The following is a 26,595-nucleotide window of genomic DNA, read 5'->3' as shown; positions in this document are numbered from 1 at the left end:
CTTCTGACGCCGGTGCAGCGGCCGCAGACGCTCGTCGCGACCCTTGTCGGCCTCACGCGCGTCTTGCGGGAGTCGGCGGCTCTGCGCGAGTGCGCAGAGCGCGACGGGGTGCATCCCGACGAGTACGCCCGAACCGTGGTGTTCGGACTGGTTCTCGCGGTCGCCGAGGGCGGCCACCATTACTCCACCGACGATTCCGCCGACCCGTTGCTCGCCGCGACGACCACACCGATCCTGAGAGCGCTGCGTGCGATCGACTGGGCGGCGCTCACCGCCGCCGACCCCGACCTCCACGTCCATCTCTACGAGCAGTTCCTACGCGTCGACGCGCCCACGCTCCGACGGTCATCCGGCACCTACTACACGCCGGTCCCGTTGGCGAACACCATAGTCCGGCTCACCGACCAGCTGCTGAGAACCCACTTCGACGCCCCCGCCGGGCTCGGTGACGATGCGGTGCAGATCGTCGACCCCGCAATGGGGACCGGCACGTTCCCACTTGCGATCCTGCGCCTGATCGGCGCCGCCAACGCGGGGCGACTTCACGGCGCGGAACTGCACTCCGGCCCGTTCACCGTCGCCGAGTTCCGCATCCGGGCTCATGCACAGGGCCCGAACCTGTTCCGCGCCAACACTCTCGCCGACCCGGACCGCTGGCTCGCCCTCGCCGACGAACGAGCCGAGCAACCGTCCGTCCGGGTCGTGATCGGCAATCCGCCCTATCGAGAGCGTGCACGCGGGCTGGGCGGGTGGATCGAGAACGGAACCGATCCGGCCACTGGCCGTCCGCCGCTCGACGCATTCCGGCTGCAGGCCAACGGCAGTACCGAGTTCGCGCTGTCCAACTCCTACATCCACTTCTGGCGCTGGGCGAGTTGGTGGGCGTTCGACGCCCCGCACGTCGAACGACCGCGCACCGAACAAGCACGCTCCGATCGACCGAGCCCGGGACTCATCTGTTTCGTCACCGCCACCGGCTACCTCACCGGCCCCGGCTTTCGGGGGATGCGAGAGTACCTGCGCCGCAGAGCCTCTCACGGGTGGATCATCAACCTCGGTCCGGAGGGTAAGAAGCCACCGCCCCGCAACGCGGTGTTCGCCATCGAGACACCGGTGTGCATCGGGATCTTAGCCCGCACCACGGATGCCGACGACGACATCCCGGCCCACATCCACTATCTAGACCTGCACGGCACCAGCGCCGAGAAACTCGCCGACCTCGACACCCTGACCTTCGACGATCCCCGGTGGAGACCGGCGCGCACACAATGGCATTCGCCGTTCACACCGGCCGCCGCGAGCGGGTGGGACAGCTTTCCCGAGGTGGCCACGCTCATGCCGTGGCTGTCCACCGGCGTGACCCCCAACCGCAATTGGGTGAGCGCTCCGTCGGCGACGACACTCGACAGACGACTGCGCGCCCTCCTCGACGAGCACGACGCCGACCGTCGGTCGGTGCTGTTCAAGACCACCGACAGCCGCAGCCCGGACAGGCGCGGGGTGCGGCCGTTGCCGGGTGTTCCCCTCGACACCACGCCGCCACTCGACGCCGCCATGCCGGACAACCACCGTGGACAGCCGGTACCGGTGGAACGAATCACGTTCCGTGCCTTCGACCGTCAGTGGTTGGTCGCCGACAACCGGTTGCTCGACCGCGCGCGCCCGGACCTGTGGGCGGCACGCCGCCCCGGCCAGATCTTCGTCGTCGAGCAACACTCGATCCGCCCCGGTGCCGGACCCGGCTTGTACTTCAGCGCGCTCCTGCCCGACATCAACGCCTTCAACAATCGCGGTGGCCGTACGCTGCCGCGTCTGCATCCCGACGGCACGCCCAATGTGGCGCCCGGTCTCGACCACGCGTTGCGCACCCTCGTCGGAGCGTCCGCCCGCGCCGAGGATCTCGTCTTCTACCTGGCGGCCCTCACCGCGCATCCCGGATTCGTCGCACGCTTCGACGACGAGTTGGCGACCCCGGGCGTGCGCATCCCGATCACCGGGGATTCTGCGTTGTGGGGCTCCGCCGTGGAGCTCGGGCGAAGGGTGGTCGGGCTGATGACCTTCTCCCTTGACGCCGTCGTCGAGATGTCCACGGCGGACATACAACTGCCGGAACAGACTGTACCGATGGACAATCTGCGTCCAACGACGTTCTCCCACGACGCTCTCGTCCAGACTCTCGTCGTGGGTTCGGGACGTTGGGAGCACGTCCCGCAGGCGATCCTCGACTACCGCGTCGGCGGCGTCGGCGTGGTGTCGTCGTGGGTGAAGTACCGGCTGGCCCGACCGGTGGGCAAGGTGTCCTCACCATTGGACGAAGTCCACCACCCCACCTGGCCCGCGCAGTGGTCGGACGAGCTGACCGAGGTGCTGTGCGCCATCACCGCCCTCATCGCGCTCCACGACGACATGGATCACCTGCTCCGCGAGATCCTCGCCGGCCCCCTCGTCTCGGAGGCCGAACTCACCGCGGCGGGCATGACGGTACCGGCGTCCGCCCTCGACCGAAAGCCCCGGCGCTAGATCGGATTCGGCGCCCCTGCACCACCGGCGTCGAGCCGCCTCGTCACACGTTCGCGTACGGCGCGAAAGTACGGCGCGCGGTGCGGGTGGGCGCGATGATGCGGCGAGTCCGGCCCGTGCCGGTCCAGCATGTCGCGCATCCGGTCCTCGACGTCCATCACGGCGTGGCCGGTCGGGCTGGAGGTCTGGTCGGCCAGTGTCAGGGCGTCGGTCACCTCGTCCTCGACGAAAGTGAAGTCGCTCAGTGCTTCGTCGATGCCGCGTTCGGCCGCGATGTAGCGCGCCCCGGAATGGTGGGCGACGAGAGCGCACACCTCTTCGGGCCAACCCCGCGCGCGGAGATACCTCGCGCCGTCCACGGGGTGAAAGCCGGTGTCTCGCAGAGCCGGAACGTAGCCGATGTCGTGGAGCCAGGCGGCGGCGATCAGCGCATCGCGCCGTCGCGGATCGACGGTCCGGGCGTACCGGGTGGCCTGCGCGGCCACGCGGGTCACGTGGCGGAGCCGGTTCGGATCTGAGGCCAGGAGTCGTGCTGCGAGTTCTCGCGCCGCGTCTGTGAGCGCGTCCTCGTCGTCCACAACCTCTCCTCCGCGTCCCCCGACGTCCCGGCACGTGTGATTGTGCCACGACGCCCCACACCGGACGATAACGTCTGTCAGATGTCACGACCGTCGCCACACACCGTCGTCGTCGGAGCCGGCGTCGCCGGGTTGACCACCGCCAGGTTGTTGCACAGGTACGGCCACAGCGTCGTCGTGCTGGAGGCCCGCGACCGGATCGGTGGCCGCACCCACACCGACCGCTCCGACGGATACGTCACCGATCGGGGCGCCTCGTGGATTCACGGCATCGACGACGCCCTGTTGTTCGACGCCGCCCGCGCATTCGGTATGCGGACCGTCGAGTTCACCGTCGGCAGTTATCAGCCACTGAGTCGGCCAACCGCCTACTACGGCCCCGACGGTTCCCGACTGAGCGAGGCACAGGTCGCCGCATTCGTCGAGGACATACAGACCGTCGACACGCTGCTGTCGGACACCATCGGCTCGGCCGGTCCGGGGCGCTCCTACCGCGACGCCGTGGAGGACACCTTGGCCGGGCTCGACTGGACACCCGGCCGCGCCGACCGGGTGCGGGAGTTCTTGGCGCACCGCACCGAGGAGCAGTACGGCGTCGAGAGCAAGGACCTCGACGCCCACGGTCTCGACGACGACGAGACCCTCGGCGACGAGGTGGTCTTTCCCGACGGCTACGACCGGCTGGCGTCGGCGCTGGCGCAGGGCCTCGACGTGCGGTTGCGCCACATCGTGACGCAGGTCCGATGGGCGGCGGAGGGTGTCGTCGTGGCATCCGATGCCGGGGAGTTCGCCGCCGATCACGTCGTATTGACCGTGCCGGTGGGCGTGCTGAAGTCGGGTGATCTGACCGTCGAGCCACCGCTGCCCGAACCACTCGCCAGTGCGCTCGACCGGCTGGAGATGAACGATTTCGAGAAGATCTTCCTACGCTTCGAGCACCGATTCTGGGATGACGGCGTGTACGCCGTCCGGCGGCAGGGGCCGGCCGGTCGCTGGTGGCATTCGTTCTACGACCTGTCCGCATTGCACGGCACCCCCACGCTGCTGACCTTTGCCGCCGCCGACTGCGCTCGGGCAATTCGCGGCTGGTCCGATCGCCGGATCGCCGATTCGGTGCTCGACGCACTGCGCGAGATCTACGGCGATGCCGTGAGCACACCGGTCCGTGTCGATGTCACCCGATGGCGCGACGATCCGTTCGCGCGGGGCTCGTATGCGTATATGACGGTCGGCTCGACGACCGCCGACCACGACGTGCTCGCCACCCCGGTCGGCGACGGCGTGCTCCACATCGCCGGGGAGGCCACATGGACCGACGACCCGGCGACGGTGACTGCAGCCTTGATGTCGGGGCATCGGGCGGCGGGCAATGTTCTCGGCCATCCGGTGGCGCTCGAGGAGTTGTGGCAGCCGGGCACGTAGACGCGACCTGGCTGTATCACCCAGGCGGGTCGCGTGCTTCTACTCATGGCGCTGCCGAGATCGCTTGCGATTGTTGTCGGCATGGCAACCTCAAAGATTCCCCAGAACCCCACCACCGCAGCATTCTTCCTGCAGGCCGCGATCGCCTTCGGCGTCAGCCTCGCGACCGCAGTTGTCGGCGTCTTCTATCTGCCGATCGACGCCTGGCAGCGCGGTTTTCTCGCAATCACCTTGCTGTTCCTCACATCCAGTACGTTCACCCTCGCCAAGGTGGTGCGCGACCGGCAGGAGCAGACGTCGGTGCGGGCACGACTCGACGAGGCGAGGGTGGACAAGTTGATCGCCGAACACGATCCCTTCAGCAAGGTGTCATGACTCGGGGGGCGCCGGGGGCTCGGTCAGAAGTAGTGCGCGCGACCGCCCACCGCACGGCCGGTGGCACCGAGGATCGCGAGGATCAGACCGATCACCACCAGGATGATGCCGATGGTCCATAGGATCGGGATACCGAAGATGAGTCCGAGGATCAGACAGATGGCGCCGAGGATGATCATGAGAAGCCTCTCGAGATGACGCGGATGAGGACTGCTCGGCGCTGCTGCAAGCACCTTCCACCCTAGACCTCCCGCACCCCGACGTATACGGAGTCAGTAGATGATCGACAAGAATCCGGCCGACGCCGTGCGGCAGGCGACCGGGCGCGGCGAGTTCGAGGCGCTGGCCCGCGCCGGTCACGTGGTGAGCGGGTTGTTGCATCTGTTGATCGCTTACATCGTCGTTCGACTTGCCTTCGGCGATCCGGGAAACGCCGATCAGTCCGGTGCGTTGGGTTTGTTCGCGTCGTCGACGGGTGGGCGGCTGGCGTTGTGGGCCGCGGTCGTCGCCTTCGTCGCGATGGCGTTGTGGCGCATCGCCGAAACGATCATCGGACCACATCCGGCCAATCCGAAGCCCGGTGAGGACGACGGCTGGCTCGATCGCGCCAAAGCCGCATCCCTGGCCGTGGTCTATCTCGCATTTGCTTGGTCGGCAGCACAATTCGCGTCAGGCCATGGACAGTCCAGTGGCAGCCAGAACGCCGGGATGAGCGCCCGACTGATGGAATCGGTTGCCGGGAAAGGACTTCTGATCGTCGTCGGACTCGTCATCATCGGCGTCGGTATCTATCACATCTACAAGGGCGTCACGAAGTCGTTCCTCGACGACCTCACCATCGATGACAACCCGGCGCTCACGGTGACCGGCGTCGTCGGTTATGCGGCCAAGGGACTCGTGCTCGCCGGCGCCGGCGTGCTGGTGATCATCGCGGCGGCGACGGCCGACCCTGCCAAGGCCACCGGTATCGACGGCGCGGTCAAGACGGTCGCGGGATGGCCGGCCGGCCAGGTTCTGCTCGTCCTGGCCGGTCTCGGGTTGGCGGCCTACGGCGTCTACTGCTTCGTGATGGCGCGTTTCGCGCGGATGTGATGGCGGGGCTCGATCACGTCGAATAGAGCCGTGTCGTCGCGGTGATCAGGTCACCGAGCGCTGCCGGCTCGTGATCGAGCCACCACGCCAGCCGGACCGCGATCCGTGGGCCGTCTTTGACTGGGCGGTAGGTGATGTCACCGCGCGCGTGGTGATGAGCCGTGGATTCGGCCGTGGTGCCGACGCCGCGGCCGGCGGCGATGGCGTCGAGCCAGCCCTCGACGTCGTGGATCTCGACGACCTCGGGTGAGCGTGCCGTCCCGGCCCACAGTTCGTGATGGGTGGTGCCCGACCGGGCGTCGACGAGTACCGGTCGGGTGGCCACCTCGGCCATCGTCAGACTGCGTCGGCGAGCCCACGTCGGGTCGTCGGTGGCGAAGGCCACCAGCCGCCGTTCGAGGCCGACGATCGCCGATCCGAACCGCTTCTCGTCGACGGGGACTCGGACGATCGCCACGTCGCAGAGCCCCTCGGCGAGCCCACCAGTCGCCGAATTGTGCCGCACAAGTTCGAGTTCGGTGTTCTCGTGGTGGCGCGCCCACTCGCGTTGCAACGTCGTCGTGTGTTTTCCGAGTGCGGCCCAGGCGTATCCGAGCCGGAGAACGGCGTGGCGGTTGTCGAGGAACTGGGTGAATCGTTGTGCCTCGGCGAGTACTCGACGGGCGTGCGGCAGCACCTGGCGGCCGGTGCTGGTGAGTTCGCATCCGCGGGGAATCCTACGCAGGAGCATCTCGCCCACCGTGCGTTCGAGGGAGGCGATGGTTCGCGAGACCGCGGCCTGTGAGACGTAGAGGCGCTCAGCCGCTTCGGTGAACGATCCGGCGTCGGCAGCGGTGACGAAGAAACGAAGTTCACGCAGGTCCCACTCCATGACCGCAGCGTATACCTGCGTCAATATATGCACTGGTCATCGGTATCGGTCCCTCATACCGTCAGGGTATGTACATGTCTCGTCAGACGCGCGGCATCGGACTCGTCCTGGGCAGCGCAGCATCCAATCAGACCGGAGCCGCCCTGGGTGCCATGGCCTTTCCGACGCTGACCCCGGTCGGGGTGGTCGCCGTACGGCAGATCGTCACCGCCGTTGCCCTCATGGCAACGATCCGTCCACGGGTCCGCGGGCTGACCCGCCGCCAATGGCTGCCGATCATCGGTCTGGCCGTGGTGTTCGGGGTGATGAACCTCGGCCTGTATTCGGCGGTGGACCGTATCGGGCTCGGTCTGGCGGTGACGCTGGAATTCCTCGGGCCGCTCACCATCGCGGTGTGCGGAGCACGCGGCACGGTGTCGGTCGGGTGTGCACTGACCGCGGCACTCGGCGTGGTGACACTGACCCGTCCCGGCCCGACGACCGACTACGTCGGGATCGGGTTCGCGCTGATCGCCGCGCTCTCATGGGCGTGTTACATCCTGCTCAATCGCTCGGTGGGCCGTCTGGTGCCCGGAGTGCAGGGCAGCGCCCTGGCCGGCCTCGTCGCCGCGGGTGTGTGGATGCCCATCGCCATCGGTTGGCTGCTCACCCGCCGGCCCACCGTCACCGCGCTGGTTCTCGCGGCGCTGTGCGGCGTGCTGTCGTCGATCGTGCCGTACGTGACGGACCTGACTGCGCTGCGGTGGATTCCTGCGCACCTGTTCGGAATGCTGACGAGCATCAACCCGGTGTGGGCCGCGCTCATCGGCGTGATCGTGCTCGGGCAAGGACTGGAGGTCTTCGAGTGGATCGGGATCGGGCTCATCGTCGTGAGCAACGCGTCCGCGCTTGTCGCCCACCGTGGTGCCGATGCTGGCGATGATCACCAGGACGATCGCCGTCAGCCGCAGGGCACCGGCCGCCTGGCCGAGCAACACCCAGCCGGCGATGGTGGCGACGATCGGCTCGAGACTGAGCAGCACTCCGAACACGTGCCGCGGCAGACGGCGTAGTGCCCCGAGCTCCAGGGTGTACGGAATGACCGACGACAGCAGTGCCGTGCCGAGAGCGGCGAGCGCGACGGTGGTGTCGAGGTGTCCGACCGTCAGGCCACCCATGCCGAACGGCAGGACGCACACCGTCGCGACGACCAGTGCCATCGCCAATCCGCCGGAGCCCGGAACTCGTTGCCCCACACGCGCACTGGTGAGAATGTACAGAGCCCAGAACGCGCCGGCGATCACAGCGAACAAGACGCCGAGGGGATCGAGGTTCGCCGCCTCGGTCATGCTCTCGACTCCCAGCAGCACCATCCCGGCCAGCGCCAGCCCGACCCACACCAGGTCGGTGCGTCGTCGTGACAGCACCGCGGCGAGGATCAATGGGCCCAGGAATTCGATGGAGACCGCCACGCCGAGGGGCAGCCGCGCGATGGCCTCGTAAAAGGTGCCGTTCATCCCGGCCAGCGCGACACCGAACGCAACGACCGATCGCCACTGCCCGACGCTCCAACGCCACGCCCGCGGCCGCGCCATCATCAACAGGAGGATTGCGGCAAGCCCCAGACGCAGCGTGGTGACCCCGGCGGCACCGAGCGCGGGGAATGCGATCCCGACGGCCAGCGCCGCGCCGAACTGCAGCGAGACGCACGAACCCAAGATCATCAGCACCGGCATGACTACCAGGATCATGCGTCGGAGCTGATCAATCCAGCGAATGTTTCTACTCATCTACCATTAGCAGAACTGAACGATCCTGGAGATGGTGATGCTCAACGTCAGCCGCCTGCGCATCCTGCGGGAGTTGCATCTACGGGGCACCCTGGCCCAGGTCGCCGAGGCGTTGTCGTACACCCCGTCGGCCATCTCCCAACAGCTGTCGCTACTCGAGCGCGAGGCGGGCGTGGCCCTGCTCGAGCGAGTCGGGCGAGGTGTCCGGCTCACCGATCAGGCGCTGACACTCGTCGCGCACGCCGAGGTGATCCTCGCCGAACTCGAACGCGCCGAGGTCGACCTCGCGCAGGCCCAGCCGTCGGTGCACGGAGTGCTGCGCGTGTCGTCGTTCCAATCGGTGGTGGCCGAGATCGTCCCGCGGGTGCTGACGCTGCTCGAACGCAGCCATCCCGCGTTACAGGTGGAGCTGACGCTGCGCGAGGTCGAGGGCGCGTATCGGGGATTGCTGTCACACACCTTCGATCTCATCCTCGGCGAACAGTTCCCCGGGCGGCCCTCACCGGTCCGGCCGGGCACCGATCGCGCCGACCTCATCCACGATCGGCTCCTGCTCGCCGTCCCGGCACAGGGACCGCTCGCGGTGGAGCCGTCCGGACTTGCCGAACTCGCCGAACTCCCGTGGGCACTCGAACCCGCGGGGACCGACAGCGGCGAATGGGCACGCGCCGTGTGCCGTTCGGCCGGCTTCGAGCCGCGCGTGCGGTTCGACGGCCCCGACACCCTGCTGCATTCGAGGTTCGTGGCCAACGGTCACGCGCTCGCCTTCGTACCCGCGTTGATCGCCGGCGACGACCCGCGACTGCGGCTCTACGCCCTACCCGGCGACCCCGAGCGGAGCCTGTTCACCGCGGTCCGCACAGGTCGCTCCGGCCATCCGGCCGTGCGTGCCTTTCGAGAGGCATTGGCGCACGCGGCCGCGGAACGTCGGCCGCAGGTGCCGAGCGTCGAAGTGTTCCGCGCGTAGATCAGTTGATCTATAGTTAGATCATGCGATCTACGGATGGTGATACCTTCACCGAGCGCGCTCGACGTCGGCAACTCGTCGGCTGCGCGATCGACGCGATCGCCGAATTGGGGTTCGCCCAGGCTTCGGTCCGCAAGATCGCCGAGCGTGGCGGTGTCGCGATGAGCGTGGTCCTCTATCACTTCGGCAACAAGGACGAGTTGGTCGCGGCCGTGGTGTCGGAGTGCTACCGAACCCTGTTGGAGGCGATGGTCCCCGCGGTCGGCGCCGAATCGACGGCGACCGGAAAACTGGCCGCGCACATCCGCACCCACCTGCAATACATGCAGACACACCGCGCACATCAGATCGCGATCATGGAGATCTCGCAGGGATTCCGTGGACGCGATGGCGCACGGCTCGCCGACGTCGCCATCGACGCCGAGCACCGCGACGGGCTCGCCGCAGTCGACCTCGAGGTGATCTTCCGACTCGGCGTCGACACCGGCGAATTCCGCAGCGTGTCAGTCGAATCGATGGCCACCGCGGTTCGTGGCGCGATCGGCGCGGCGCTTCTGCGCGTCACCGCCCAACACGACTTCGACCTCACCGGCTACGGCACCGATCTGATCGAGGCATTCACCCGTGCCTGTGCACCCGACCGCGGGTAGGCCTCCCACATTCATCGAACGACCTCCACCGAACGGAGCCACTCATGGCCGACATCCTCATCGCCGCATACGGTTCCCGCGGCGACATCATGCCGCTGACCGACATCGGATGCCGGCTGCGCGACGCCGGCCACCACGTCGTCCTCACCACCAACACCGACCTCGCCGACGAGGTACGAGCCTGCGGACTCGACGCCAAGCCTGTTGATTTCTACATCGATTCGGCGATCGATCCGGACTCGACGGACCCACGAAAACTGGCCATGCAGATGGTGAAGCCGGCCGGGATGCGTCAGCTCGGCCGTAATCTCCTGGCCGCCGTCGACGACGTGCCCGCCGACATCGTGCTCCTCACGCCGTTCGCCGAACTCGCCGGCCATCCGCTCGCGGAAGCACGGGGTATTCCGAGTGTCGGCCTGCGCCTGCAACCGCTGTCCGCAACGGGCTCCTACCCGCCGTCGCTGCTCGGTACCTCCTCCGCCGGAAAGTTCGTGAACCGCGCTGTGGGCCGGTCGGCCGGGCGCTGGTTCGACCGGATCTACCGAGGGGTTCTGGCCGACCTGCGCACCGACCTCGGGCTGCCACGAAGGTCCGCTCGATCTCTCCGCAACGCTCGGACGGCAGCGCAATGGCCTATTCTGCACGGTTATTCGCCGAATGTTCTACCCCGTCCCGCCGACTGGCGGCCCGGGCTGGAGATCACCGGATACTGGTGGCCCCGTCGATCCTCGGAGTGGGTGCCGGACGCCGACCTCCGCACCTTCCTGGAATCCGGTGCCCCGCCGGTCTATGTCGGGTTCGGCAGCCTCATGCTCCCACCGGACGAGGCGGCAGATCTGTCCGCGCTCGTGCATCGAGCAGTCACCACCGCGGGCGTCCGGGCGGTCGTGCAGAGCGGCGGCACCGACCTCGAATCCTCCGACGACGAACGCATATTCAGCGTCGGCCCGGTGCCGCACGAGTGGTTGTTCCCACGGGTGTCGCTGGCGGTGCACTCGTGTGGTGCGGGCACCGTGGCCGCAACCCTACGGGCAGGCATCCCGTCCGTCGGGGTCCCCTCACCCGGCGGCGACCAGCCGTTCTGGGCCCGACACCTGCAGCAGCTCGGCGCAAGTGCCGCAACGCTGCCGCGGCCACGCCTCGACGCCGACCGGCTTGCGGCGGCCATCGGCGAGACACTGGAGAAATCTCGATACCGCGACGCCGCAGCACAACTCGGTCTTGAGATCAGCCGTGAGGACGGTGCCGGGCGGGTAGTCGAGGCGGTCGAGGGGCTGCTCGATCCGCGCCCGCGCTGAATTCACAACCCCTGCGGATACCAGAACGCGCGGTAGGTGGTCATCATCCCCGACAGGGTCGCGTCGTAGATGAGGTGCCCGGTCCGGTCGAAGGACGACACGTGCCCGGTGGTGCCCCATCCGCCGAACACCGAACCATCGGACAGGGTTTCGGCGTTACCCATCGCCCAGGCGGTGAGGCGGTCGGGATGAGTCCACCGCGACACCAGGCTGACGGTGCCCTTCTTCCAGTCGGGCCGGATGGTGAGGATCGACGACGGGCCGCCGGTGCCGGGAAGGCTGGAGTTGTTGTCGAAGAGCCGAATCGCGCCGTCGGGCAACAGCTCCGCGTCGTGCTGATTGCGGAACGTCGCGTTGTCGGCGACCCGCATGGTGGACCGATTGCCGCCGATCACCGCACGCACGGCGCCGGTGGTTCCGTCGACGAGGTACAGCGCCGAGGTGTTGCGTGAGGACACCAGGTAGTTGCCCTTGCCGTCGGGGAAGATGCTGTTGATGTGGAAGTAGTCGAGTCCCTGGCCCGGCAAGGGCAACGGAGTGGTGGTTGCGGTCACCGGAACGTGAGACAGTGCGTCCCAAGAGAATTCGGTTCTGCCGCTGTCGATGTCGATGATGTAGAAGTGCGAGTCGACGACGGGGACCCGTGCTCCGTTGACCACAGCGGTGGTGCGCGCATAGCTGGTCACCGCGGCGCGGCGTCCGTCGGGCAGGATGCGGAACTCGTGCAGATCACCGGAGGTGCCGACCGGCGTCCGGAGTTGGTGCAGCACATGGAAGTCGCGGTCGGCGATGAAGTACGTCCCGTCGCCGTGACCGGCGCCGTTGGCACCCTGCCACCACGTGTACACACGTTGCCCGCGGTAGGTCTGTATCTGGAAGTTGCCGGCCTCCTGACCTTGTGGGATGACCCGTTGGTGCAGCAGCGCCCCGTTGCGGGCGCGGACCTGTAGCGTCGCCGGGTCGTGGGCACCGATGGCCCCGATCGCTCGCGGTACGGCGGGGTTATTCAGCAGGTCGGCGGGTGCCAGCAGAATCACGCCACCGAGACCGGGATTGCGATCCAATGTCACCGTGTAGCCGTTGGTGGCCGGTGGCGCAGCAGATGCCGTCGGCGCCAGCACCACGCCGAACCCGACGAGCGCCGACAAAAGGATCGAGAGGCACAGTCGCACGGCCACATTCTTCGTCACCCGAAGCACTCTGCCGCCGACCATCCCCCTGGGGCAAGTCCCTGCCCGATTTGAGTTCTTCCTGCGCGGATGGCGCGGGGCGAGTAGTCCGCTTCGCCCGATCCGCGTGCCGCACTACTCGTTACGTCGCCGGTTGTTCGGCGCACAGTTCGTCCTACCGGCCCGCCCCGGGTCGGCCGCCAGAGAACCTCAAGCCCCGAAAGGCCCCGCCATGAACAAGAAACACCTCATCGGTGTCGCCGCGGTCGTGACCGGCGTCGCCGCCGCAATCGCGCCCGCCGCCACCGCCGCAGCCGCCGATCCCCCCGAAGCGCATATCCTGCTGATCGGTACCGACTCGGCTCAGGCCACGTGGAACACCCACGGCCGCACCGGATGCTCGGCCACTGTCACCGAAGGTACGCAGGTGGAATCGGTCCCGAACATCCCTCCGACCGGTAGTGGCGGGATCATCAAGGTCACTCAGAATGCGACGTTGAAGATCACCTGCCCCGGCGGGGTCACGAGCGCCACCGCGCGGCTCTACGGACCGCGCAATCCATTCAACGACATGCGGACGAATTTCAACGATTCGACCGGTGATGCCTTCGGGTCGTGAGTGACCCTGGCGAGTCGTGACGGTGCCGCCTCCCCCGCGGCGGTGCCGTCACGGCGTCACTCAGGCCGAGAGCCCCATGCCGACCCGCTCACGCAACGCCTCGATCGCCGCCCGAGCACCCAGATAGTACGGTTTGGGTACCCGAATGACGTTGGGGCGCAACGCGGAGAGATGCTCGGAATCCTGCACCGAGCACGGCCAGAAATCGCCGGTGCCCGACGCGGGATGATCGGTTGTCGAGAATTCGAGACAGCCGGTCAAAGCGCCACACCGATATTCGATGCCGGTGATGTCGGCCAGCGCGAGCACCTCGACATGCACTCCGGCTGCCGACCCGGACTCCCAGCCGGTCTTGCGGATTTCGACGCGGTCGTCGAAGGCTGCCAGCAATCCGTGCCGCCCCGCGTTGAGGACCATCCACGGGTAGTCACTGTCGCCGGCGTGCTCGTCGACAGCCTCCCACTGCGCCTCGGTCATCGGTTCGCCGTACACCGTCACCCGCCGTCGTTGCGCGCGTCGCCGTCGGGTTCGCTCGGCGGCTTCGGTGCGCTGCCGTCGCCACCGGGTCAGCGCGGGCGCCACATCCGCACCCACCCCGGCGGAGTGCAGCGACTCGACGAAGTAGGTGAGGAACTCCGTCTCGTCCCGATGGAATTGCCCGAACACCCGCGGCCCGTCGACGGTGCGCAGTGTCAGCGTGGGCACCAGCCGTGCACCGATGAATTCGGCGCCGACGATGTCGTCGGCGGCCACCTGCATGGTGATGACGCCGCGACCGGACGCCGCGGCCGAGTTGAATCCGAGAATCCGGGCGTTCGTGATCGCCACGCCCTCGACGGTCGGTTTGAGTCGGTGCGCGGCGACGAACGCGGTGATCGTCTCCCCTTCGAGGAGGTGCGGCTCGAGACAACGCTGCCACTGTGCGGCGCCCAACGCCGACACCACCGGACTCAACTTGCTCATATCGGGAGCGTACGCCCAGGTCACCGAGGTCGCAGCGCGAGCGAAGCGGACACCGGTCTGGTTGGTGAGCGTCCCGCGGAATGCTCACCACTGCAGCGCAGCGTCGTCCTCCCAGAACGTGCCAGTCGGTCCGTCTGGCCCGAGTGAGGCGAGCCGGGCGACTGTCCGGGCGCTGATCTCGGGTGCGCGCCCGGGATGGCTGCCGGGCTCGCCGCGCAGGAGCACGACGCACAGATCGAGCGGCTCGTCGCCGATCTCCGAATGACGGCAGTACGCTATCCGGCCGATCCGGCGCTGCGCGATCTGATCGATGAATTGACCTCGTCGAGTGCGAGATTCGCCGAACTCTGGGAGTCCGCCGACGATGCGCCGGCCCCCGACGCCGCACGTCACAAGGTGATCGTTCACCCGACGGTCGGGCCGATCACCGTCGACTGCGACACCCTCGTCGTCGCCGGCGATGACCTGCGCATCATGATTTACACTGCGGAGCCGGACACTGCCGATGCCGAGAAGCTGGACCTGGCAATTGTTCTCGGCACGCAGGCACTGTCATTACGTGGACCGTGAGCGATCCGCACGGCCCATCGCGTAGAACTCCTCATTGGGCCGCAGGTTGGTGGCGTTGGCGATCCGATTGGACATCCCGAAGAACGCCGAGATCGACGCGATGTCCCAGGCGTCCTCGTCGGTGAAGCCGTGGGATTTCAGTGCGTCGTAATCGGATTCGGACACCGCGTAGGCCTCGGTCGAGACCTTGAGGGCGAAATCGAGCATGGCGCGTTGACGATCGGTGATGTCGGCCTTGCGATAGTTGGCGGCGACCTGATCGGCGATCAGCGGATTCTTGGCCCGGATGCGCAGGATCGCACCGTGGGCGACGACGCAGTACTGGCATTGGTTGGGGCTCGACGTGGCGACGACGATCATCTCGCGGTCGGCCTTGGTCAGATTCCCGGGCTTGTCCATCAACGCGTCGTGGTAGGCGACAAATGCCCGGAATTCGTCGGGGCGCCGGGCCAGCAGGAGGAACACGTTGGGGATGAAACCCGACTTCTCCTGGACTGCGAGGATGCGTTCACGCACATCATCGGGAAGGTTTTCGAGCGTCGGCGTCTCGAACCTGCTGATCGGGTGGGCGTCGGTCATGGTTGCTCCGTCTCAGCCGGGAGAGGTCAGCCCAGGAGATCTCGTGCCACCTGGGACACGGTGACCTTACCCTGCGTCTGTCCCCCCTGACCCGCAAGGTTGTTCATGATGGCGACGACGAATCGCTGGTTGTCGCCGGCGAATCCGATCGAGTTCATCACCGACCCGCCCTGCTCGTCGGACCAACCATTCTTGTTGCCGGGCGCCAGATTCGCCGGCAACGACTTGATCCCCCACTGCTGATCCGGTGCGACGCCACGCATCTCGCCGATGAGGTAGGCGCGGTCGGCCGGCGCGGTGCGGGTGAGAACGTAGTCGACCAGTCGTGCGAGGTCGCGTGGGGTGTCCTTCTGGAATCCCCAATAGGGATAGAACTCGGTGAATCCTCGCTGCGGCGCCAGTGACGTCATCCCGAACGCGCGGAAGTCACGGTTGAAGGTCTGGTGATCGGGCCCGGCAAAGGCGAACCAGAGTCGATCGGTCGCCTCGTCGTCGGAGCTGTTGAGCATGGCGTGCATGTCGGCGTGATTGGCGGGCGAGAGCGTGATCGCACCCGATCGCACGCAGTTCAGCAGGTCGGTGGCGATCGCCAGCTTGATCGTCGACGCCGTCCACACCGGGGTGTCGGCGTTGCGATCGGCGTACGTCGCACCGGTGACGCGGTCGATCACCACGATCCCGGTGTGGCCCGGCCGGGTGGCCGCGTAGGCGTCGGCGGCGGTCAGCCGACCCGGTAGCTCGACGGCACGCGCGGTGTCACCCAGAGGTGCGGCGTGTGCCGGTGCTCCGGTGACGGCCACGACCGATGCCGCCACCGCCGAGAGCGCTGCGGCGAGGGCTGTACGAATCATGTGTCGTCGCATGGGCGCCACCGTACGGCACACCTTTCATCGCACCCGACATCGTGTCGGATATGACGGAAACAGGTAGTTATAAATCGGAAAAGTCCGGCGCCCGATCCGTTTTCGCGTGCAATTCAGTACGGTAAAAGTTCTTCCGTCTGCTAAGGAGTTCAGATGACCCAGACGAGCGCGAAGCCTGAAGCGGGTGACAACCGGAACCTGCGCAGAGATGTCGGTTTGATCGGTCTGCTGTTCGCCAGCGTCGGGTCGATCATCGGTAGCGGATGGCTTTTCGGCGCGATGAATGCCGCGCAGAAGGCGGGTCCGGCGGCGATCATCTCGTGGTCGATCGGTGCGGTCATGATTCTGCTGATCGCACTGACCTTCGCCGAACTCGGCACCATGTTCCCGGTCTCCGGTGGTGTGGTTCGCTTCCCGCACATCGCCTTTGGCTCGTTCGCGAGTTACACCAGCGGCTGGATCCTGTGGATCGCGTGCGGCACGGTGGCGCCGATCGAGGTGGAGGGCGCCCTGCAGTACGCCACCAAGTACGCCGCGTTCACCTCCACATCGACGGTCAACGGCGACACGGTGCACACGCTGACCGGCCTCGGCTACCTCACCGCCGTGGTCCTCCTCGCACTCTTCGTGGTGGTCAACTACATCGGCGTCCGCTGGTTCGCCCGGGTCAACAACGTGCTGGTGTGGTGGAAGCTGGCGATCATCACCGTCGTCGTGATCGCTTTCCTCGTCACCCAATTCCATCCCAGCAACTTCACCTCCAAGGGCTTCATGCCCAACGGCTGGGAAGGCGTGTTCACCGCGATCGCCACCTCGGGAATCGTGTTCTCGTTCCTGGGTTTCCGTCAGGGCATCGAGCTCGCCGGCGAAACGTCGAATCCCCGGAAGTACGTGCCCATCGCCGTCATCGGGTCGGTGATCCTCACCGGGATCATCTATGTGGCGTTGCAGGTGGCGTTCATCGGCTCTCTCAACCCGCGTGACTTCATCCACGGATGGGCGACGATGGGGTTCACCAACGACTTCGGTCCGCTCGCCGCGATCGCCACCGCCATCGGACTCGGCTGGCTCGCCACACTGCTCTACATCGACGCGATCATCTCCCCCGGAGACACCGGACTGATCTACACCACCGTCACCTCACGAGTGTCCTATGCCATGGCGCGCAACGGAAATGCGCCGAAGGCACTGGCCAAGACGACCAACCGCGGTGTCCCGCTGATCAGCCTGTTCGTCGCCTTCGTCCTCGGTCTGATCATCCTGTTGCCCTTCCCGAGCTGGCAGCAACTCGTCGGGTTCATCACCTCGGCGACCGTGCTGTCCTTTGCTGCGGGGCCTGTTGTCGTTGCGGCACTGCGTCGTTCGGACCCGGAGCGCGAACGGCCGTTCCGTGTGCCCGGCGGCGACGTGATCCCGGTGTTGGCGTTCGTCGCCTCCAATCTCATCGCCGTCTGGTCGACGTGGACGATCAACCTCAAACTGTTCATCGCCGTCCTGATCGGCCTCGTCCTGCTGGCCATCCTGGAGATGGTGTACGACCAGCCGGTCCTCGAGATGCGTTCGGGCTCATGGATGATCCTGTGGCTGGCCGGTCTCGCCCTGATCTCCTATCTGGCCGGCAATCTCGACAGCAGCGCCATCCTCGGCTTCTGGTGGGCAAACATCATCACCGTGGTGTTCAGCGTCGTCGTGTTCTATCTCGCCGTGCACTTCCGATTGAACAAGGCCACGATGACCGAACACATGGACGCGGTGCTGGCCGAGGCCGACGCCGAAGAGCAGGAACTCGGGCCCGCGGCGAGCTGACGATCAGCCCAGGATCAGCCATCCGAATCGCAGGACGACAGCGGTGACGCCGCTGGTCCCATTCGGCCCGGGCGATCGCTTGCTCACGTTCGGAGAGATCGTCATAAGAGCCGTCGCCGGCGAGCACCCGCTGGATGTCGCGCTGGTTGCCCCCTGGCGAGGACTCCAACTCGCGGCCGATCCGGATCCACCGGTGATCTGTTGCACCGCACTTCGATGCTGGGCCGGGCCGATGGCCACCGCCGCGTTCCACAGATCTTTGTCGACTCGCGTAGGCCGCGATGCTGCTGCCATTGCGGCGCTGTATCAAAGTGATACGAGCTGCTCGCGGCGAGACAATGGTCCGCGAGCCTCCCGAAGACCACATCGCCCAGGAATTGACGCGATGAGCCACTAGGGTGGACCACATCTGAGAGGAGGCTCATGTCCACGCTCTACATCAAGCAGAAGATGCTCTCGCCGAGCGGCAAGTTCACCGTGCTCGATCAGTCCCAGCAACCGCGATACCTCGTCAGTGGCAGCTTCATGAAGATCCCCAAGAGCTTCACCATCACCGACACCTTCGACCGGCCGGTTGCCGAGATCACCAAGGCGGTGTTCAGCTTTCAGCCGAGGTTCACAGTCGAGATGAACGGTCGATTGGTGGCGACGATCCGCAAGGAGTTCAGCTTTTTCAAGCCCCGCTACACCATCGACGGTGTCGGCCTCGACGTCTCCGGCGATTGGTGGGACATGAATTTCAGCGTCCTGCGCGGCGGACAGCCGGTCGCCACGATTCACCGAAAGCTGTTGAGCTGGGCTGATACCTACGAGGTCGAGGTGCTCGACGATACGCTCGAGGCCACGATCATCTCGCTGGTGGTCGCGATCGATCGGGTGCGCGCCGACAGCGACGGCGCGAACGCCTCAGCAACGTTCTGAGGTCACCAGCGGACAGAAGATGTCGTCGACGAAGCCAGGTGAACCCGGGATGGTGTACTTGCCCCCGTGAGGGTAGTTGTCGACGGTAGTCCGGTAGTCGACCTCGAAGCCATAATCGGTGACCACCGCGCTGTAGTCAAGAAAGCCTTCGACCTGACGTCCGGCGAAAGCTTTGACCTCGAACGCAGCCAGGTTTATCGCCTGGAATCCGGGTTCGCCCCAATGCCGTAGCAGCGGCATCATCGCAGGACCGGAACCCTGGCTGCACGGTGCGCGAGGCCGCGCAGATCGATCATCTGGATGATCATCGTCGGCCTCCTTCCGGGTTGGGTCTGAACCTGCTCAGCCAAATGCCGAGCAGGATTCGTCGACGCCGGCTCAGGCGGGCAAAGTTTGCATTGCCAGTCCGGCGATGCACACCTGCTCGACACAGACACGGTGATCGAATTCCTCAGCGAAGTCACCGATCTCACAGGGTTTACCGAGAGAATGATCGCGCTGGAAGCCACGGCCGACGCCGACAACGTGCACGTCAATTGCGTCGGCGGCACCTCAGCCGACGGTTCGTCGGCCCGCTCGCCGGGCCCATCTCAAGCGCCTCGAGCGCGCCACCGTCTTCCGTCACCGACACCTCCGCCACCGATGACCAGCCCGAACCTTTCGAGCGAGCCGACATCGGTGTGGTGCGGGTGCCCTGAACTCCCCGCTACTCCGGGACCACCACGGCACGCCCGCGCAGATCGTTCGCCGCGAGTTTGCGGTAGGCATCGAGGGCGTTGTCGAGGGTGAAGCGCTCCACCGCAACATCGAGCACACCGTCGCGCGCCAGGTCGAGCACCTCCATGAGTTCATCGCGGGCACCCCAGTAGGGGGCCCGCACCGACACCTCGTAGGGCTGGGCGAAAATGCCCACCTTGGCCGTGGCCACCCCGTCTCCGAGTCCGACGATGGTCACATCACCCATCGCGCCGACCACACCCATCGCAGTGTCGATGGTCGGCTGATATCCGACGAAGTCGAATACCGCGGTGGCACCGTCGTTTCCGGTGATCTTGCGGACATTGGCGATGGCATCGGCGTCACTGAGCACTGCCTCATGCGCGCCAACCTCCTTGGCGAAGGCGAGCTTCTCCTCGGTCACGTCGAGCGCGATGATCCGGGAGGGGGTGAGGTGACGCAACATCTGGATCGCGACGTGACCGAGTCCGCCGGAACCGATCACCACGGCCGTCGTGCCGCCGACGAGCTTGCTCAGCGACGGCTTGATCGCGTGATACGGCGTCAGGCCGGCGTCGGTGAGCGGGACGGTGGTCACCGGATCCAGGTCACCGATCGGAACGAGATGCCGCGCGTCATCGACGATGAGGTACTCGGCCATCGCGCCATCGGTGCCCAGACCTGGCGGCATAATCCCCAATTCGATTGCGCGCGAACAGTAGTTCTCCAGCCCTCGAGCACAGAAGTGGCACACCCCACATCCCCACGGGCCGTAGACCGCGACGGCGCTACCCTCGGCCACCGCCGAGACCCCCTGTCCCACTTCGGCAACGACGCCGACCCCTTCATGACCGAGGGTCATCGGCAGGGGATACGGGAAGTTCTCCGCCGGCATGTTGAGAACGAAGTCGTCGGAGTGGCAGGCGCCCGCTGCGGTGACCTTGAGCAGTACCTGCCCGGGGCCGGGCGCCGGCTTGCTCACCTCACGGAGTTCGGGCTCGGCACCGGGCTTGATCATCTGGACGGCCTTCATCTGACATCACCTTTCGTACGGTCTCGGCCCCCCTTCCGTACTACGCCCTCATGGCCGATTGCGCATATGTACTCAGGCGGGGTTGATCCGGCTGGTCAGGAACTCGATGACACGACCGCGGCGGTTGAGCACGAACCTGTGTGCGGTCCCGTACTTGGTGCGGACGGTGAGGCCGTTGTTCACCAGTCCGAGCGTCCGGTACGTCGTGAGTCCGGCGATGTCCCGGTACTCGATGCGGGTGCTCCCCGTCTGGATGGTGAACGTGTGCGAGTCGAATGTCATGCCGGTCTCGTCGAAGCGGAGCTTGCCTCCGACCGCTTCTGCGCCGCGCGAGTAGTTCGTAGCGACTTTCTCCCCCGTGTAGTCATGCATGCGGGCGAGGGTAGGCCGCCCGCCCCCGAGGTGGACGGCGCCGACACGCCGATTCCGAAACGTCCGCCCAGTCGGTTTTGCGCGCAGTGCGCGCAATGATGGTCCTCGCGTGTCAGGGTCGTCAGGATCTCCTGGTGCCAGAACGTCCATACAGTGAGCCCGACCGCCCATGATCGAGGTCTCCCATCTCTACAAGATCTTCACCACGCAGTCGGGACCGGTGACCGTCCTCGACGACGTGACCTTCTCCGTATCCGGGGGCGAGATCTTCGCCGTCGTCGGCCCGTCCGGTGCGGGCAAGTCCACGCTGACCCAATGCCTGAATCTGTTGCAGCGGCCAACCTCCGGTGAGGTGATCGTCAACGGCGAGAACCTCGCCCATCTCGACGCCGACGCCTTGCGGGCCGCGCGGCGACGTATCGGAACCGTCTTCCAATCAGCGAATCTGTTGTCGCGCAGGACTGCAGCCGAGAACGTCGCGCTCCCTCTCGAGTATCTCGGCGCGACCAAGGCCGCCATCCGGACGCGGGTGGGCGAGTTGCTCGATCGCATCGGCATGGCCGACCGCGCCGATCTCTATCCCCATCAGCTCTCCGGTGGGCAGCGGCAACGCGTGGGAATCGCTCGCGCACTCGCGCTCAAACCCGCGGTGTTGCTCTCCGACGAGGCGACCTCTGGTCTCGATCCGCAGGCGACGACGTCATTCTTGAACCTCCTCGGCGATGTCCGCGACGAGCTGGGCCTGGCCGTGGTGTTCATCACCCACGAGATGGACGTCATCACGCGAATCGCCGACCGCGCCGGTCGGCTCGATCATGGGCACATCGCCGAGCAGGGTGCGGTGGCAGATCTCGTCCTCGACTCCGACTCGGTGCTGGGCAAAGCGTTGCGCCCACGTGGGATCGCCGCGCCGGCCGGACCCGGCCGCAGCAGCGTCGAGGTGACCTACAACTCGGCGGCCGTACCACCGGACTGGATCGCACGGGTGTCGAGCTCGATCGGTAGCACCGTCGGGGTGCTCGGAGCCAACATCCAGAGCGTCGACGGCGTTACCGCGGGCGCGTTGACCGTGTCCGTCGAGGACCACTCACTCGAGGCCTTCACCGCCGAAGCCGCCACCTACGGGATCACCGTCGGCGCCGGCGCACGTTCCCGGAAGGCCACTGTATGAGCGCGACCAGTAATCTGGCAGCGATCACCGTGCCGGTCAACGAGATTCCGTCGCTGCTGATCCCGGCCTTCGTCGACACGGTCCTCATGGTGAGCATCGTGATGGTGATCGTGTTGGTCGTCGGGGTACCGCTCGGCGCGCTGATCCACAACCTCGCCCCGGGCGGATTGTTCGAGAACCGGTCCCTGCACACGCCGCTGTCCTGGGTGATCAGCATCGGACGGTCACTGCCGTTCCTCGTCCTGATGACGGCGATCATCCCGTTCACCCGTCTGCTCACCGGCACCAACATCGGGATTCCGGCCGCGGTCGTCCCGATGTCGATCGCCGGGATCGCCTTCTTCACCCGCATCGTCGAGAACTCGTTGCGCTCGGTACCCACCTCGGTGGTGGAGGTGGCCAAGGCATCGGGTGGGTCGAACGCCCAGATCATCTGGACCGCACAGATTCCCGAGGCTCTTCCCAACATCGTCGGCGGGCTCACGATCAACACGATCGCGATGATCGAGTACTCCACGATCGCCGGCACCATCGGTGCGGGCGGCCTGGGATATGTCGCGGTCACCTACGGCTATCAGCGTTTCGATCACGGCGTGATGATCGCGACGATCCTCACCCTCATCGTCGTCGTCGCGTTGATCCAGGTGATCGGCGATGGCCTCGTCCGGCATCTCACCCCGGAGAAGTCGCTGCGCAGCAGAACCATTCGCGCCGATCGATCCAGTCGCAGCAAAGTCTGACCCACCCACTCCCCTGCTCAATCCACACCTACACCTACACCTACACCTACACGAAGGGCGATACCCCATGTCTCAGACCACCGGACCCCAGATCGACTCGACCGATTCCTCGCCACCACCGGGCGGTGACATCGAACTGCGCACCCGTCGTCGTTGGCCGATCTTCGCCGCGATCGGGGTGGTTGTCGTCGTCATCGCAGCGATCATCGGTTGGCGCTTCGCCGGATCGGATACCAAGTCCGCCAACGACACTCCCGGAGCGACGCTGACGGTTGTGACCGCCGAGGGTAATGCCGCCGAGGAAGCGCTCGTCGACTTCGTGTCGAAGAATGTCGCGCCCCGCTATGGGATCACCGTGGCGTTCAAGGGACTCTCGGACTCCACGACGCTGAACCGGGCGGTCAGTGACGGCGAGGTGGCGGGCACCATCTACCAGCATCGCCTCTGGCTCTCTCAGGTGCTCGACGCGAACCCCGACTTCCAGGAGGAGGCCGCAACGCCGGTGTTCCGCTGGGGATTCGGTATCTGGTCGGACAAGTACACCTCGCCCGCACAGATCCCGGCGAACGGCACGGTGTCGCTGTACTCCGACCCCGCGAACGAAGCGCAGGGCCTGTGGCTGCTCGAGCGGGCCGGTCTGATCACCCTGAAGCCTGGGGTGGACAAGTGGAAGGCCACCCAGGACGACATCGCGACGAATCCGAAGAACCTGCAGTTCAAGTTGCTCGACTTCGCGGCACAGTCGCGTGCGTTGCCCGACCTCGACGCCACCGTCGGCTACACCGAGTATTACCTCGCCGCCGACATCGACATCGCCAAGCAGATCTTCTCGCCGCCTGCGCCCGACGAGTTCGCCGGACAGCTGACCATCGGGTCGAAGTGGAAGGACGCCGACAACATCAAGAAGCTGGTCGCCGCTTTCAAGGATCCCGCCGTCCAGAATTACCTGCGCACCGATCCGCAGGTGAAGAACATCCTCTTGCCGCTCTGATGAGAGCCGTCGGAAAACCGGTCAGGAATCGAGAAGCCTGGGTGCGGTCACCGGTCCTACCGTGAGGACATGACCACAACCATCGATTCCCTGTCCCTCGGCGCCACCGATCCCGGAGACGCTAAAGCGTTCTACGACAAGGCTTTCGGACTCGGTGATCGGCTTCGTCTCCACCACAGCGACGAGCCGACCACCGGGTTCCGTGGGTTCGTGCTCTCCCTCGTCGTTGCCGAGCCGGCGGTCGTCGACTCGCTCATCGACCCGGCACTCGATGCCGGTGCCGAGCTCCTCAAACCAGCACGGCGCTCCTTCTGGGGATACGGCGGTGTCTTGCGCGCGCCGGATGGCGCGATCTGGAAGATCGCCTCGTCGTCGAAGAAGAACACCGGCGCACCGCTGCGGACGGTCGAGGACGTCGTGATGTTGATCGGCGCCGGCGACATTGCGACGTCGAAGGCGTTCTACACCCACCACGGCTTCGAGGTCGGCAAGTCGTTCGGCCGCAAGTATGTCGAGTTCGCCGGCGGACCGATCACGCTCGCCCTCTACGGGCGCAAGGCCGCCGCCAAGGACGCCGGTGTCCGCCCGGAAGGCGAGGGTGCACATCGCATCCGGCTATTCACCGGCACAGCCACGTTCACCGATCCGGACGGGTTCGTCTACAAAGACTCGTGATCCGGGCTGGGTTCAGCCGCCGTCGCCGATAACGGTCGCGATGTTGCGTTCGGCGACGGCGGTGATAGTCAGCGACGGGTTGGACGCACCGGCCGAACCGGGCAGCATCGCACCGTCATTGACGTAGAGGTTCCGGTATCCGTGGACGCGGCCGTAGGCGTCGCACGCCGTCCCCAAGGTGGCTCCGCCCATGCAGTGCGCCCAGGTCAGGTCGGGCTCGTAGACCACCGCATCGACCGCGAAGTCGGCGTGCCGCGCCATCACGTGGCCGATCCGTTCGCAGTTCTCCGCGACGCCGCCGTTGCCACCGGCCGGCCAGTCGAGGATGACCTGTTGCGAATCTCGGTGGTAGCGAAAGGTGCCGCGCGTCGGATCGACCGATGTGATGCCCATCTTGATCGCCGAGGTATTCATCGCTGCGGCAGCGGAATCCAGTGGTCCGAGAGAGAAGGTGCTGTTGACCATCACCCGGGCGAACTGCTCGGTGGTGTCGAAGAATCCGGCGGCGCCGACGGCCGACTGCTGATCCTTACGACTGCCCCCGACGGCGATGTCGATGTTGCCGTTGCCGTTGTTGCCCCAGCCGGTTCCGATGTGTTCGTTGAGGTTCGGCAATGTTCCGGTGTCGCGGGCACGCACCAGCAGCCTGTTGGTTCCAAGGCATCCGGCGGCGAGGACGAGGCGGTCGGTCGTCAGGGTCCGCCTGGTGAGGACGTCGCCGTACGGGCTGACGTAGTCGACGTCGAGAACGAACCGCCCCGAAGGTTCGACGTGGATGTCGTTGACTTGATGGCGCGGATGAATTGTCGCTTTGCCGGTGGCCTCGGCGCGGGGGAGATAGCTGTAGGTCAGCGAGTTGAGGGAACCATTGGAGTTTGCGAGCGCGCTGGTGGTGGCCATCGGTGCGGCGCGACCGGCGATCTCGTCGCGCACGACATTCCACCGCCAGTTGCCGGGAACGAAATACGGTGCATATCCGGCGTTCTCGCCGACACGCCAGAAATCTCGGCAGTTGCTGAAGCTGTGATCGCGATACACGTCCGGCGGTACCACCGTCGCCCCGAGGCCCGCCAGAGCCTTCGGGTACCAGGTCGTGGCCATGTCGTCGTAGTCCACGACGCCCTTGAACACCTGGTTGAACGGGTCGCGTTTGGACTCGGCGGTGATGCCGATGTACACCACCGATCCGCCGCCGACCGCCGCACCGCACATGATCGCCGAGTTGTTGTGCCAGCTGATCTCGAAGATCCCGCCGAAGTCGTCGACGGCGGCCATCGCGCCGAGGGTCTCGGCGTAGGCGGGCACCGTCAGCGCCGACGACGCGGATCGCTCGGCAAGGGATCGTTGGGCGTGCCACAGCATCCGGCCGTCCCACCCGAAGATCTTGCGCCACGGGTCGTGTGGCCACCGCGATCCGCGTTCGAGCACGGTGGTCTGAATTCCGGCCTCCGCCAGTCGAAGTGCGCTGACCGAGCCGCCGAACCCGGAGCCGATGACGATCGCCTCGGAGTGTTGACGGGGCGGGGTGACCGGACGAAAGATCTCCGGCACCAGCGATTCGTATCTGCCGTGTGCCGCAGGTAGCGCAGCGCTGCGCCCCGCACCGACTGTCGCCGAGACGCCGGCAGCTGTGACTCCGGCAGCGGTCAACCGCATAAACGATCGACGATCCATCATCTTTCGCCCCCCAGGGAACCCCATCTCGACCCTGAATCGATTCGCCGAGAGTAGCGCAGCAACGCCGAACCTTCTGAACGACAACGATTTTGCGTACTTCGGTTTCACGAATGACTTGACCTTCGGCCCGGTGGCGACAATCCCCCGCCGGCACCGGCACTTGACTGTTACCGCGCGACACATCTAC

General features: G+C 66.2%; 27 protein-coding genes and 1 pseudogene. 16 read left to right on the top strand and 12 right to left on the bottom strand.

Annotation, left to right across the window (positions count from 1 at the left end; all coding sequences use genetic code 11):
• Nucleotides 1-12: 12 nt before the first annotated feature.
• The gene (locus QNM97_RS24735) at nucleotides 13-2,520 is read left to right on the top strand and encodes a type ISP restriction/modification enzyme (RefSeq protein ID WP_283820751.1); all 2,508 of its coding nucleotides are present in this window, start codon (nucleotides 13-15) and stop codon (nucleotides 2,518-2,520) included.
• On the opposite strand, the gene QNM97_RS24730 is transcribed toward QNM97_RS24735, so the two are convergent.
• A complete protein-coding gene (locus QNM97_RS24730) occupies nucleotides 2,517-3,098 on the bottom strand; it encodes an HD domain-containing protein (RefSeq protein WP_283820749.1) in 582 nt (193 codons plus the stop codon). The two genes, QNM97_RS24735 and QNM97_RS24730, sit on opposite strands and share 4 nt — an antisense overlap.
• 81 nt (nucleotides 3,099-3,179) lie before the next feature.
• On the opposite strand from QNM97_RS24730, the gene QNM97_RS24725 reads away from it, so the two are divergent.
• Complete coding sequence (locus tag QNM97_RS24725; RefSeq protein ID WP_283820748.1) at nucleotides 3,180-4,520, top strand: flavin monoamine oxidase family protein; 1,341 nt, start codon at nucleotides 3,180-3,182, stop codon at nucleotides 4,518-4,520.
• Nucleotides 4,521-4,601: 81 nt separating this feature from the next.
• Nucleotides 4,602-4,895: a YiaA/YiaB family inner membrane protein gene (locus QNM97_RS24720; RefSeq protein ID WP_283820747.1), complete on the top strand. Its 294-nt coding sequence runs from the start codon at nucleotides 4,602-4,604 to the stop codon at nucleotides 4,893-4,895.
• A gap of 23 nt (nucleotides 4,896-4,918) precedes the next feature.
• Here the strand turns inward: QNM97_RS24720 and QNM97_RS24715 are convergent, their stop codons facing one another.
• Nucleotides 4,919-5,074 (bottom strand): DUF6131 family protein, encoded by a 156-nt coding sequence (locus QNM97_RS24715; RefSeq protein WP_006368790.1) that lies wholly within the window; start codon nucleotides 5,072-5,074, stop codon nucleotides 4,919-4,921.
• Between the two features lie 100 nt (nucleotides 5,075-5,174).
• Between QNM97_RS24715 and QNM97_RS24710 the strand changes: the two genes are divergently transcribed.
• Nucleotides 5,175-5,987, top strand: coding sequence for a DUF1206 domain-containing protein (locus tag QNM97_RS24710; RefSeq protein WP_283820746.1), 813 nt, complete (start codon nucleotides 5,175-5,177; stop codon nucleotides 5,985-5,987).
• Between the two features lie 13 nt (nucleotides 5,988-6,000).
• Here the strand turns inward: QNM97_RS24710 and QNM97_RS24705 are convergent, their stop codons facing one another.
• Nucleotides 6,001-6,858 carry a LysR family transcriptional regulator gene (locus QNM97_RS24705; RefSeq protein ID WP_283820745.1) on the bottom strand — a complete coding sequence of 286 codons (858 nt, stop codon included), beginning with the start codon at nucleotides 6,856-6,858 and terminating at the stop codon, nucleotides 6,001-6,003.
• A 68-nt stretch (nucleotides 6,859-6,926) separates the two neighbouring features.
• Here QNM97_RS24705 and QNM97_RS24700 point away from each other — a divergent pair, with 68 nt between their 5' ends.
• Entirely contained in the window at nucleotides 6,927-7,910 is a 984-nt protein-coding gene (locus tag QNM97_RS24700; RefSeq protein ID WP_349632366.1) for an EamA family transporter, read from the top strand.
• Here the strand turns inward: QNM97_RS24700 and QNM97_RS24695 are convergent.
• Nucleotides 7,821-8,186: pseudogene (locus QNM97_RS24695) on the bottom strand (EamA family transporter); the annotation flags it as partial. The gene QNM97_RS24700 and the pseudogene QNM97_RS24695 overlap by 90 nt on opposite strands.
• A 478-nt stretch (nucleotides 8,187-8,664) precedes the next feature.
• Between QNM97_RS24695 and QNM97_RS24690 the strand changes: the two are divergent.
• Genes QNM97_RS24690 through QNM97_RS24680 form a run of 3 tightly spaced genes read left to right on the top strand, consistent with a single transcriptional unit; the run spans nucleotide 8,665 to nucleotide 11,542 of the window.
• Entirely contained in the window at nucleotides 8,665-9,594 is a 930-nt protein-coding gene (locus tag QNM97_RS24690; protein ID WP_283823316.1) for a LysR family transcriptional regulator, read from the top strand.
• Nucleotides 9,595-9,617: 23 nt separating this feature from the next.
• The gene (locus QNM97_RS24685; protein ID WP_283820744.1) at nucleotides 9,618-10,244 is read left to right on the top strand and encodes a TetR/AcrR family transcriptional regulator; all 627 of its coding nucleotides are present in this window, start codon (nucleotides 9,618-9,620) and stop codon (nucleotides 10,242-10,244) included.
• Nucleotides 10,245-10,288: 44 nt separating this feature from the next.
• Nucleotides 10,289-11,542: a glycosyltransferase gene (locus QNM97_RS24680; RefSeq protein WP_283820743.1), complete on the top strand. Its 1,254-nt coding sequence runs from the start codon at nucleotides 10,289-10,291 to the stop codon at nucleotides 11,540-11,542.
• A 2-nt stretch (nucleotides 11,543-11,544) separates the two neighbouring features.
• Here QNM97_RS24680 and QNM97_RS24675 read toward each other — a convergent pair whose 3' ends face one another.
• Nucleotides 11,545-12,732 (bottom strand): arylsulfotransferase family protein, encoded by a 1,188-nt coding sequence (locus QNM97_RS24675; RefSeq protein WP_283820742.1) that lies wholly within the window; start codon nucleotides 12,730-12,732, stop codon nucleotides 11,545-11,547.
• A gap of 211 nt (nucleotides 12,733-12,943) precedes the next feature.
• Here QNM97_RS24675 and QNM97_RS24670 point away from each other — a divergent pair, with 211 nt between their 5' ends.
• Entirely contained in the window at nucleotides 12,944-13,330 is a 387-nt protein-coding gene (locus QNM97_RS24670; RefSeq protein ID WP_283820741.1) for a hypothetical protein, read from the top strand.
• Nucleotides 13,331-13,390: 60 nt separating this feature from the next.
• On the opposite strand, the gene QNM97_RS24665 is transcribed toward QNM97_RS24670, so the two are convergent.
• On the bottom strand, nucleotides 13,391-14,293 hold the full coding sequence (locus QNM97_RS24665) for a hypothetical protein (protein ID WP_283820740.1): 903 nt from the start codon (nucleotides 14,291-14,293) through the stop codon (nucleotides 13,391-13,393).
• Nucleotides 14,294-14,488: 195 nt separating this feature from the next.
• Between QNM97_RS24665 and QNM97_RS24660 the strand changes: the two genes are divergently transcribed.
• Nucleotides 14,489-14,863: an MmyB family transcriptional regulator gene (locus tag QNM97_RS24660; RefSeq protein ID WP_283820739.1), complete on the top strand. Its 375-nt coding sequence runs from the start codon at nucleotides 14,489-14,491 to the stop codon at nucleotides 14,861-14,863.
• Here QNM97_RS24660 and QNM97_RS24655 read toward each other — a convergent pair.
• Together QNM97_RS24655 and QNM97_RS24650 are read right to left on the bottom strand one after the other, a co-directional pair.
• Nucleotides 14,849-15,442 carry a peroxidase-related enzyme gene (locus QNM97_RS24655; RefSeq protein WP_283820738.1) on the bottom strand — a complete coding sequence of 198 codons (594 nt, stop codon included), beginning with the start codon at nucleotides 15,440-15,442 and terminating at the stop codon, nucleotides 14,849-14,851. The genes QNM97_RS24660 and QNM97_RS24655 overlap by 15 nt on opposite strands.
• 26 nt (nucleotides 15,443-15,468) lie before the next feature.
• The gene (locus QNM97_RS24650; RefSeq protein WP_283823315.1) at nucleotides 15,469-16,293 is read right to left on the bottom strand and encodes a serine hydrolase; all 825 of its coding nucleotides are present in this window, start codon (nucleotides 16,291-16,293) and stop codon (nucleotides 15,469-15,471) included.
• A gap of 165 nt (nucleotides 16,294-16,458) precedes the next feature.
• Here QNM97_RS24650 and QNM97_RS24645 point away from each other — a divergent pair, with 165 nt between their 5' ends.
• Entirely contained in the window at nucleotides 16,459-18,111 is a 1,653-nt protein-coding gene (locus QNM97_RS24645) for an APC family permease (protein ID WP_283820737.1), read from the top strand.
• 423 nt (nucleotides 18,112-18,534) lie between these two features.
• A complete protein-coding gene (locus tag QNM97_RS24640; RefSeq protein ID WP_283820736.1) occupies nucleotides 18,535-19,032 on the top strand; it encodes an LURP-one-related/scramblase family protein in 498 nt (165 codons plus the stop codon).
• Here the strand turns inward: QNM97_RS24640 and QNM97_RS24635 are convergent.
• From QNM97_RS24635 to QNM97_RS24625, 3 genes are all read right to left on the bottom strand, one after another.
• The gene (locus QNM97_RS24635) at nucleotides 19,018-19,275 is read right to left on the bottom strand and encodes a hypothetical protein (RefSeq protein ID WP_283820735.1); all 258 of its coding nucleotides are present in this window, start codon (nucleotides 19,273-19,275) and stop codon (nucleotides 19,018-19,020) included. The two genes, QNM97_RS24640 and QNM97_RS24635, sit on opposite strands and share 15 nt — an antisense overlap.
• Before the next feature lie 463 nt (nucleotides 19,276-19,738).
• The gene (locus tag QNM97_RS24630) at nucleotides 19,739-20,782 is read right to left on the bottom strand and encodes an NAD(P)-dependent alcohol dehydrogenase (protein WP_283820734.1); all 1,044 of its coding nucleotides are present in this window, start codon (nucleotides 20,780-20,782) and stop codon (nucleotides 19,739-19,741) included.
• Between the two features lie 72 nt (nucleotides 20,783-20,854).
• Nucleotides 20,855-21,154 (bottom strand): hypothetical protein, encoded by a 300-nt coding sequence (locus QNM97_RS24625; protein ID WP_283820733.1) that lies wholly within the window; start codon nucleotides 21,152-21,154, stop codon nucleotides 20,855-20,857.
• Nucleotides 21,155-21,323: 169 nt separating this feature from the next.
• Here QNM97_RS24625 and QNM97_RS24620 point away from each other — a divergent pair, with 169 nt between their 5' ends.
• The 4 genes from QNM97_RS24620 (at nucleotide 21,324) to QNM97_RS24605 (ending at nucleotide 24,731) form a co-directional block, all read left to right on the top strand.
• Entirely contained in the window at nucleotides 21,324-22,325 is a 1,002-nt protein-coding gene (locus QNM97_RS24620; RefSeq protein ID WP_283820732.1) for a methionine ABC transporter ATP-binding protein, read from the top strand.
• The gene (locus QNM97_RS24615; RefSeq protein WP_283820731.1) at nucleotides 22,322-23,065 is read left to right on the top strand and encodes a methionine ABC transporter permease; all 744 of its coding nucleotides are present in this window, start codon (nucleotides 22,322-22,324) and stop codon (nucleotides 23,063-23,065) included. The genes QNM97_RS24620 and QNM97_RS24615 overlap by 4 nt, the downstream gene beginning before the upstream one ends.
• A 67-nt stretch (nucleotides 23,066-23,132) precedes the next feature.
• The gene (locus QNM97_RS24610) at nucleotides 23,133-24,056 is read left to right on the top strand and encodes a MetQ/NlpA family ABC transporter substrate-binding protein (RefSeq protein ID WP_283820730.1); all 924 of its coding nucleotides are present in this window, start codon (nucleotides 23,133-23,135) and stop codon (nucleotides 24,054-24,056) included.
• A 69-nt stretch (nucleotides 24,057-24,125) separates the two neighbouring features.
• Nucleotides 24,126-24,731: a VOC family protein gene (locus tag QNM97_RS24605; protein ID WP_283820729.1), complete on the top strand. Its 606-nt coding sequence runs from the start codon at nucleotides 24,126-24,128 to the stop codon at nucleotides 24,729-24,731.
• 12 nt (nucleotides 24,732-24,743) lie between these two features.
• Here QNM97_RS24605 and QNM97_RS24600 read toward each other — a convergent pair whose 3' ends face one another.
• Nucleotides 24,744-26,387 carry a GMC oxidoreductase gene (locus tag QNM97_RS24600; protein ID WP_283823314.1) on the bottom strand — a complete coding sequence of 548 codons (1,644 nt, stop codon included), beginning with the start codon at nucleotides 26,385-26,387 and terminating at the stop codon, nucleotides 24,744-24,746.
• Nucleotides 26,388-26,595 lie beyond the last annotated feature (208 nt).

This window comes from Gordonia sp. L191, from assembly GCF_030077625.1.
Classification (GTDB): domain Bacteria; phylum Actinomycetota; class Actinomycetes; order Mycobacteriales; family Mycobacteriaceae; genus Gordonia; species Gordonia polyisoprenivorans_A.
The sequence above is the reverse complement of the archived record's forward strand: the minus strand, read 5'-3'. Positions and strand labels throughout refer to the sequence as shown.

What these genes read in the sequence shown, in the direction of transcription:
- QNM97_RS24725 (WP_283820748.1), top strand. Translation starts at nt 3,180, where the DNA reads ATGTCACGACCGTCGCCACACACCGTCGTCGTCGGAGCCGGCGTCGCC.
- QNM97_RS24720 (WP_283820747.1), top strand. Translation starts at nt 4,602, where the DNA reads ATGGCAACCTCAAAGATTCCCCAGAACCCCACCACCGCAGCATTCTTC.
- QNM97_RS24715 (WP_006368790.1), bottom strand. Translation starts at nt 5,074, where the DNA reads ATGATCATCCTCGGCGCCATCTGTCTGATCCTCGGACTCATCTTCGGT.
- QNM97_RS24710 (WP_283820746.1), top strand. Translation starts at nt 5,175, where the DNA reads ATGATCGACAAGAATCCGGCCGACGCCGTGCGGCAGGCGACCGGGCGC.
- QNM97_RS24705 (WP_283820745.1), bottom strand. Translation starts at nt 6,858, where the DNA reads ATGGAGTGGGACCTGCGTGAACTTCGTTTCTTCGTCACCGCTGCCGAC.
- QNM97_RS24700 (WP_349632366.1), top strand. Translation starts at nt 6,927, where the DNA reads ATGTACATGTCTCGTCAGACGCGCGGCATCGGACTCGTCCTGGGCAGC.
- QNM97_RS24690 (WP_283823316.1), top strand. Translation starts at nt 8,665, where the DNA reads ATGCTCAACGTCAGCCGCCTGCGCATCCTGCGGGAGTTGCATCTACGG.
- QNM97_RS24685 (WP_283820744.1), top strand. Translation starts at nt 9,618, where the DNA reads ATGCGATCTACGGATGGTGATACCTTCACCGAGCGCGCTCGACGTCGG.
- QNM97_RS24680 (WP_283820743.1), top strand. Translation starts at nt 10,289, where the DNA reads ATGGCCGACATCCTCATCGCCGCATACGGTTCCCGCGGCGACATCATG.
- QNM97_RS24670 (WP_283820741.1), top strand. Translation starts at nt 12,944, where the DNA reads ATGAACAAGAAACACCTCATCGGTGTCGCCGCGGTCGTGACCGGCGTC.
- QNM97_RS24665 (WP_283820740.1), bottom strand. Translation starts at nt 14,293, where the DNA reads ATGAGCAAGTTGAGTCCGGTGGTGTCGGCGTTGGGCGCCGCACAGTGG.
- QNM97_RS24660 (WP_283820739.1), top strand. Translation starts at nt 14,489, where the DNA reads ATGGCTGCCGGGCTCGCCGCGCAGGAGCACGACGCACAGATCGAGCGG.
- QNM97_RS24655 (WP_283820738.1), bottom strand. Translation starts at nt 15,442, where the DNA reads ATGACCGACGCCCACCCGATCAGCAGGTTCGAGACGCCGACGCTCGAA.
- QNM97_RS24650 (WP_283823315.1), bottom strand. Translation starts at nt 16,293, where the DNA reads ATGATTCGTACAGCCCTCGCCGCAGCGCTCTCGGCGGTGGCGGCATCG.
- QNM97_RS24645 (WP_283820737.1), top strand. Translation starts at nt 16,459, where the DNA reads ATGACCCAGACGAGCGCGAAGCCTGAAGCGGGTGACAACCGGAACCTG.
- QNM97_RS24640 (WP_283820736.1), top strand. Translation starts at nt 18,535, where the DNA reads ATGTCCACGCTCTACATCAAGCAGAAGATGCTCTCGCCGAGCGGCAAG.
- QNM97_RS24635 (WP_283820735.1), bottom strand. Translation starts at nt 19,275, where the DNA reads ATGATGCCGCTGCTACGGCATTGGGGCGAACCCGGATTCCAGGCGATA.
- QNM97_RS24630 (WP_283820734.1), bottom strand. Translation starts at nt 20,782, where the DNA reads ATGAAGGCCGTCCAGATGATCAAGCCCGGTGCCGAGCCCGAACTCCGT.
- QNM97_RS24625 (WP_283820733.1), bottom strand. Translation starts at nt 21,154, where the DNA reads ATGCATGACTACACGGGGGAGAAAGTCGCTACGAACTACTCGCGCGGC.
- QNM97_RS24620 (WP_283820732.1), top strand. Translation starts at nt 21,324, where the DNA reads ATGATCGAGGTCTCCCATCTCTACAAGATCTTCACCACGCAGTCGGGA.
- QNM97_RS24615 (WP_283820731.1), top strand. Translation starts at nt 22,322, where the DNA reads ATGAGCGCGACCAGTAATCTGGCAGCGATCACCGTGCCGGTCAACGAG.
- QNM97_RS24610 (WP_283820730.1), top strand. Translation starts at nt 23,133, where the DNA reads ATGTCTCAGACCACCGGACCCCAGATCGACTCGACCGATTCCTCGCCA.
- QNM97_RS24605 (WP_283820729.1), top strand. Translation starts at nt 24,126, where the DNA reads ATGACCACAACCATCGATTCCCTGTCCCTCGGCGCCACCGATCCCGGA.
- QNM97_RS24600 (WP_283823314.1), bottom strand. Translation starts at nt 26,387, where the DNA reads ATGCGGTTGACCGCTGCCGGAGTCACAGCTGCCGGCGTCTCGGCGACA.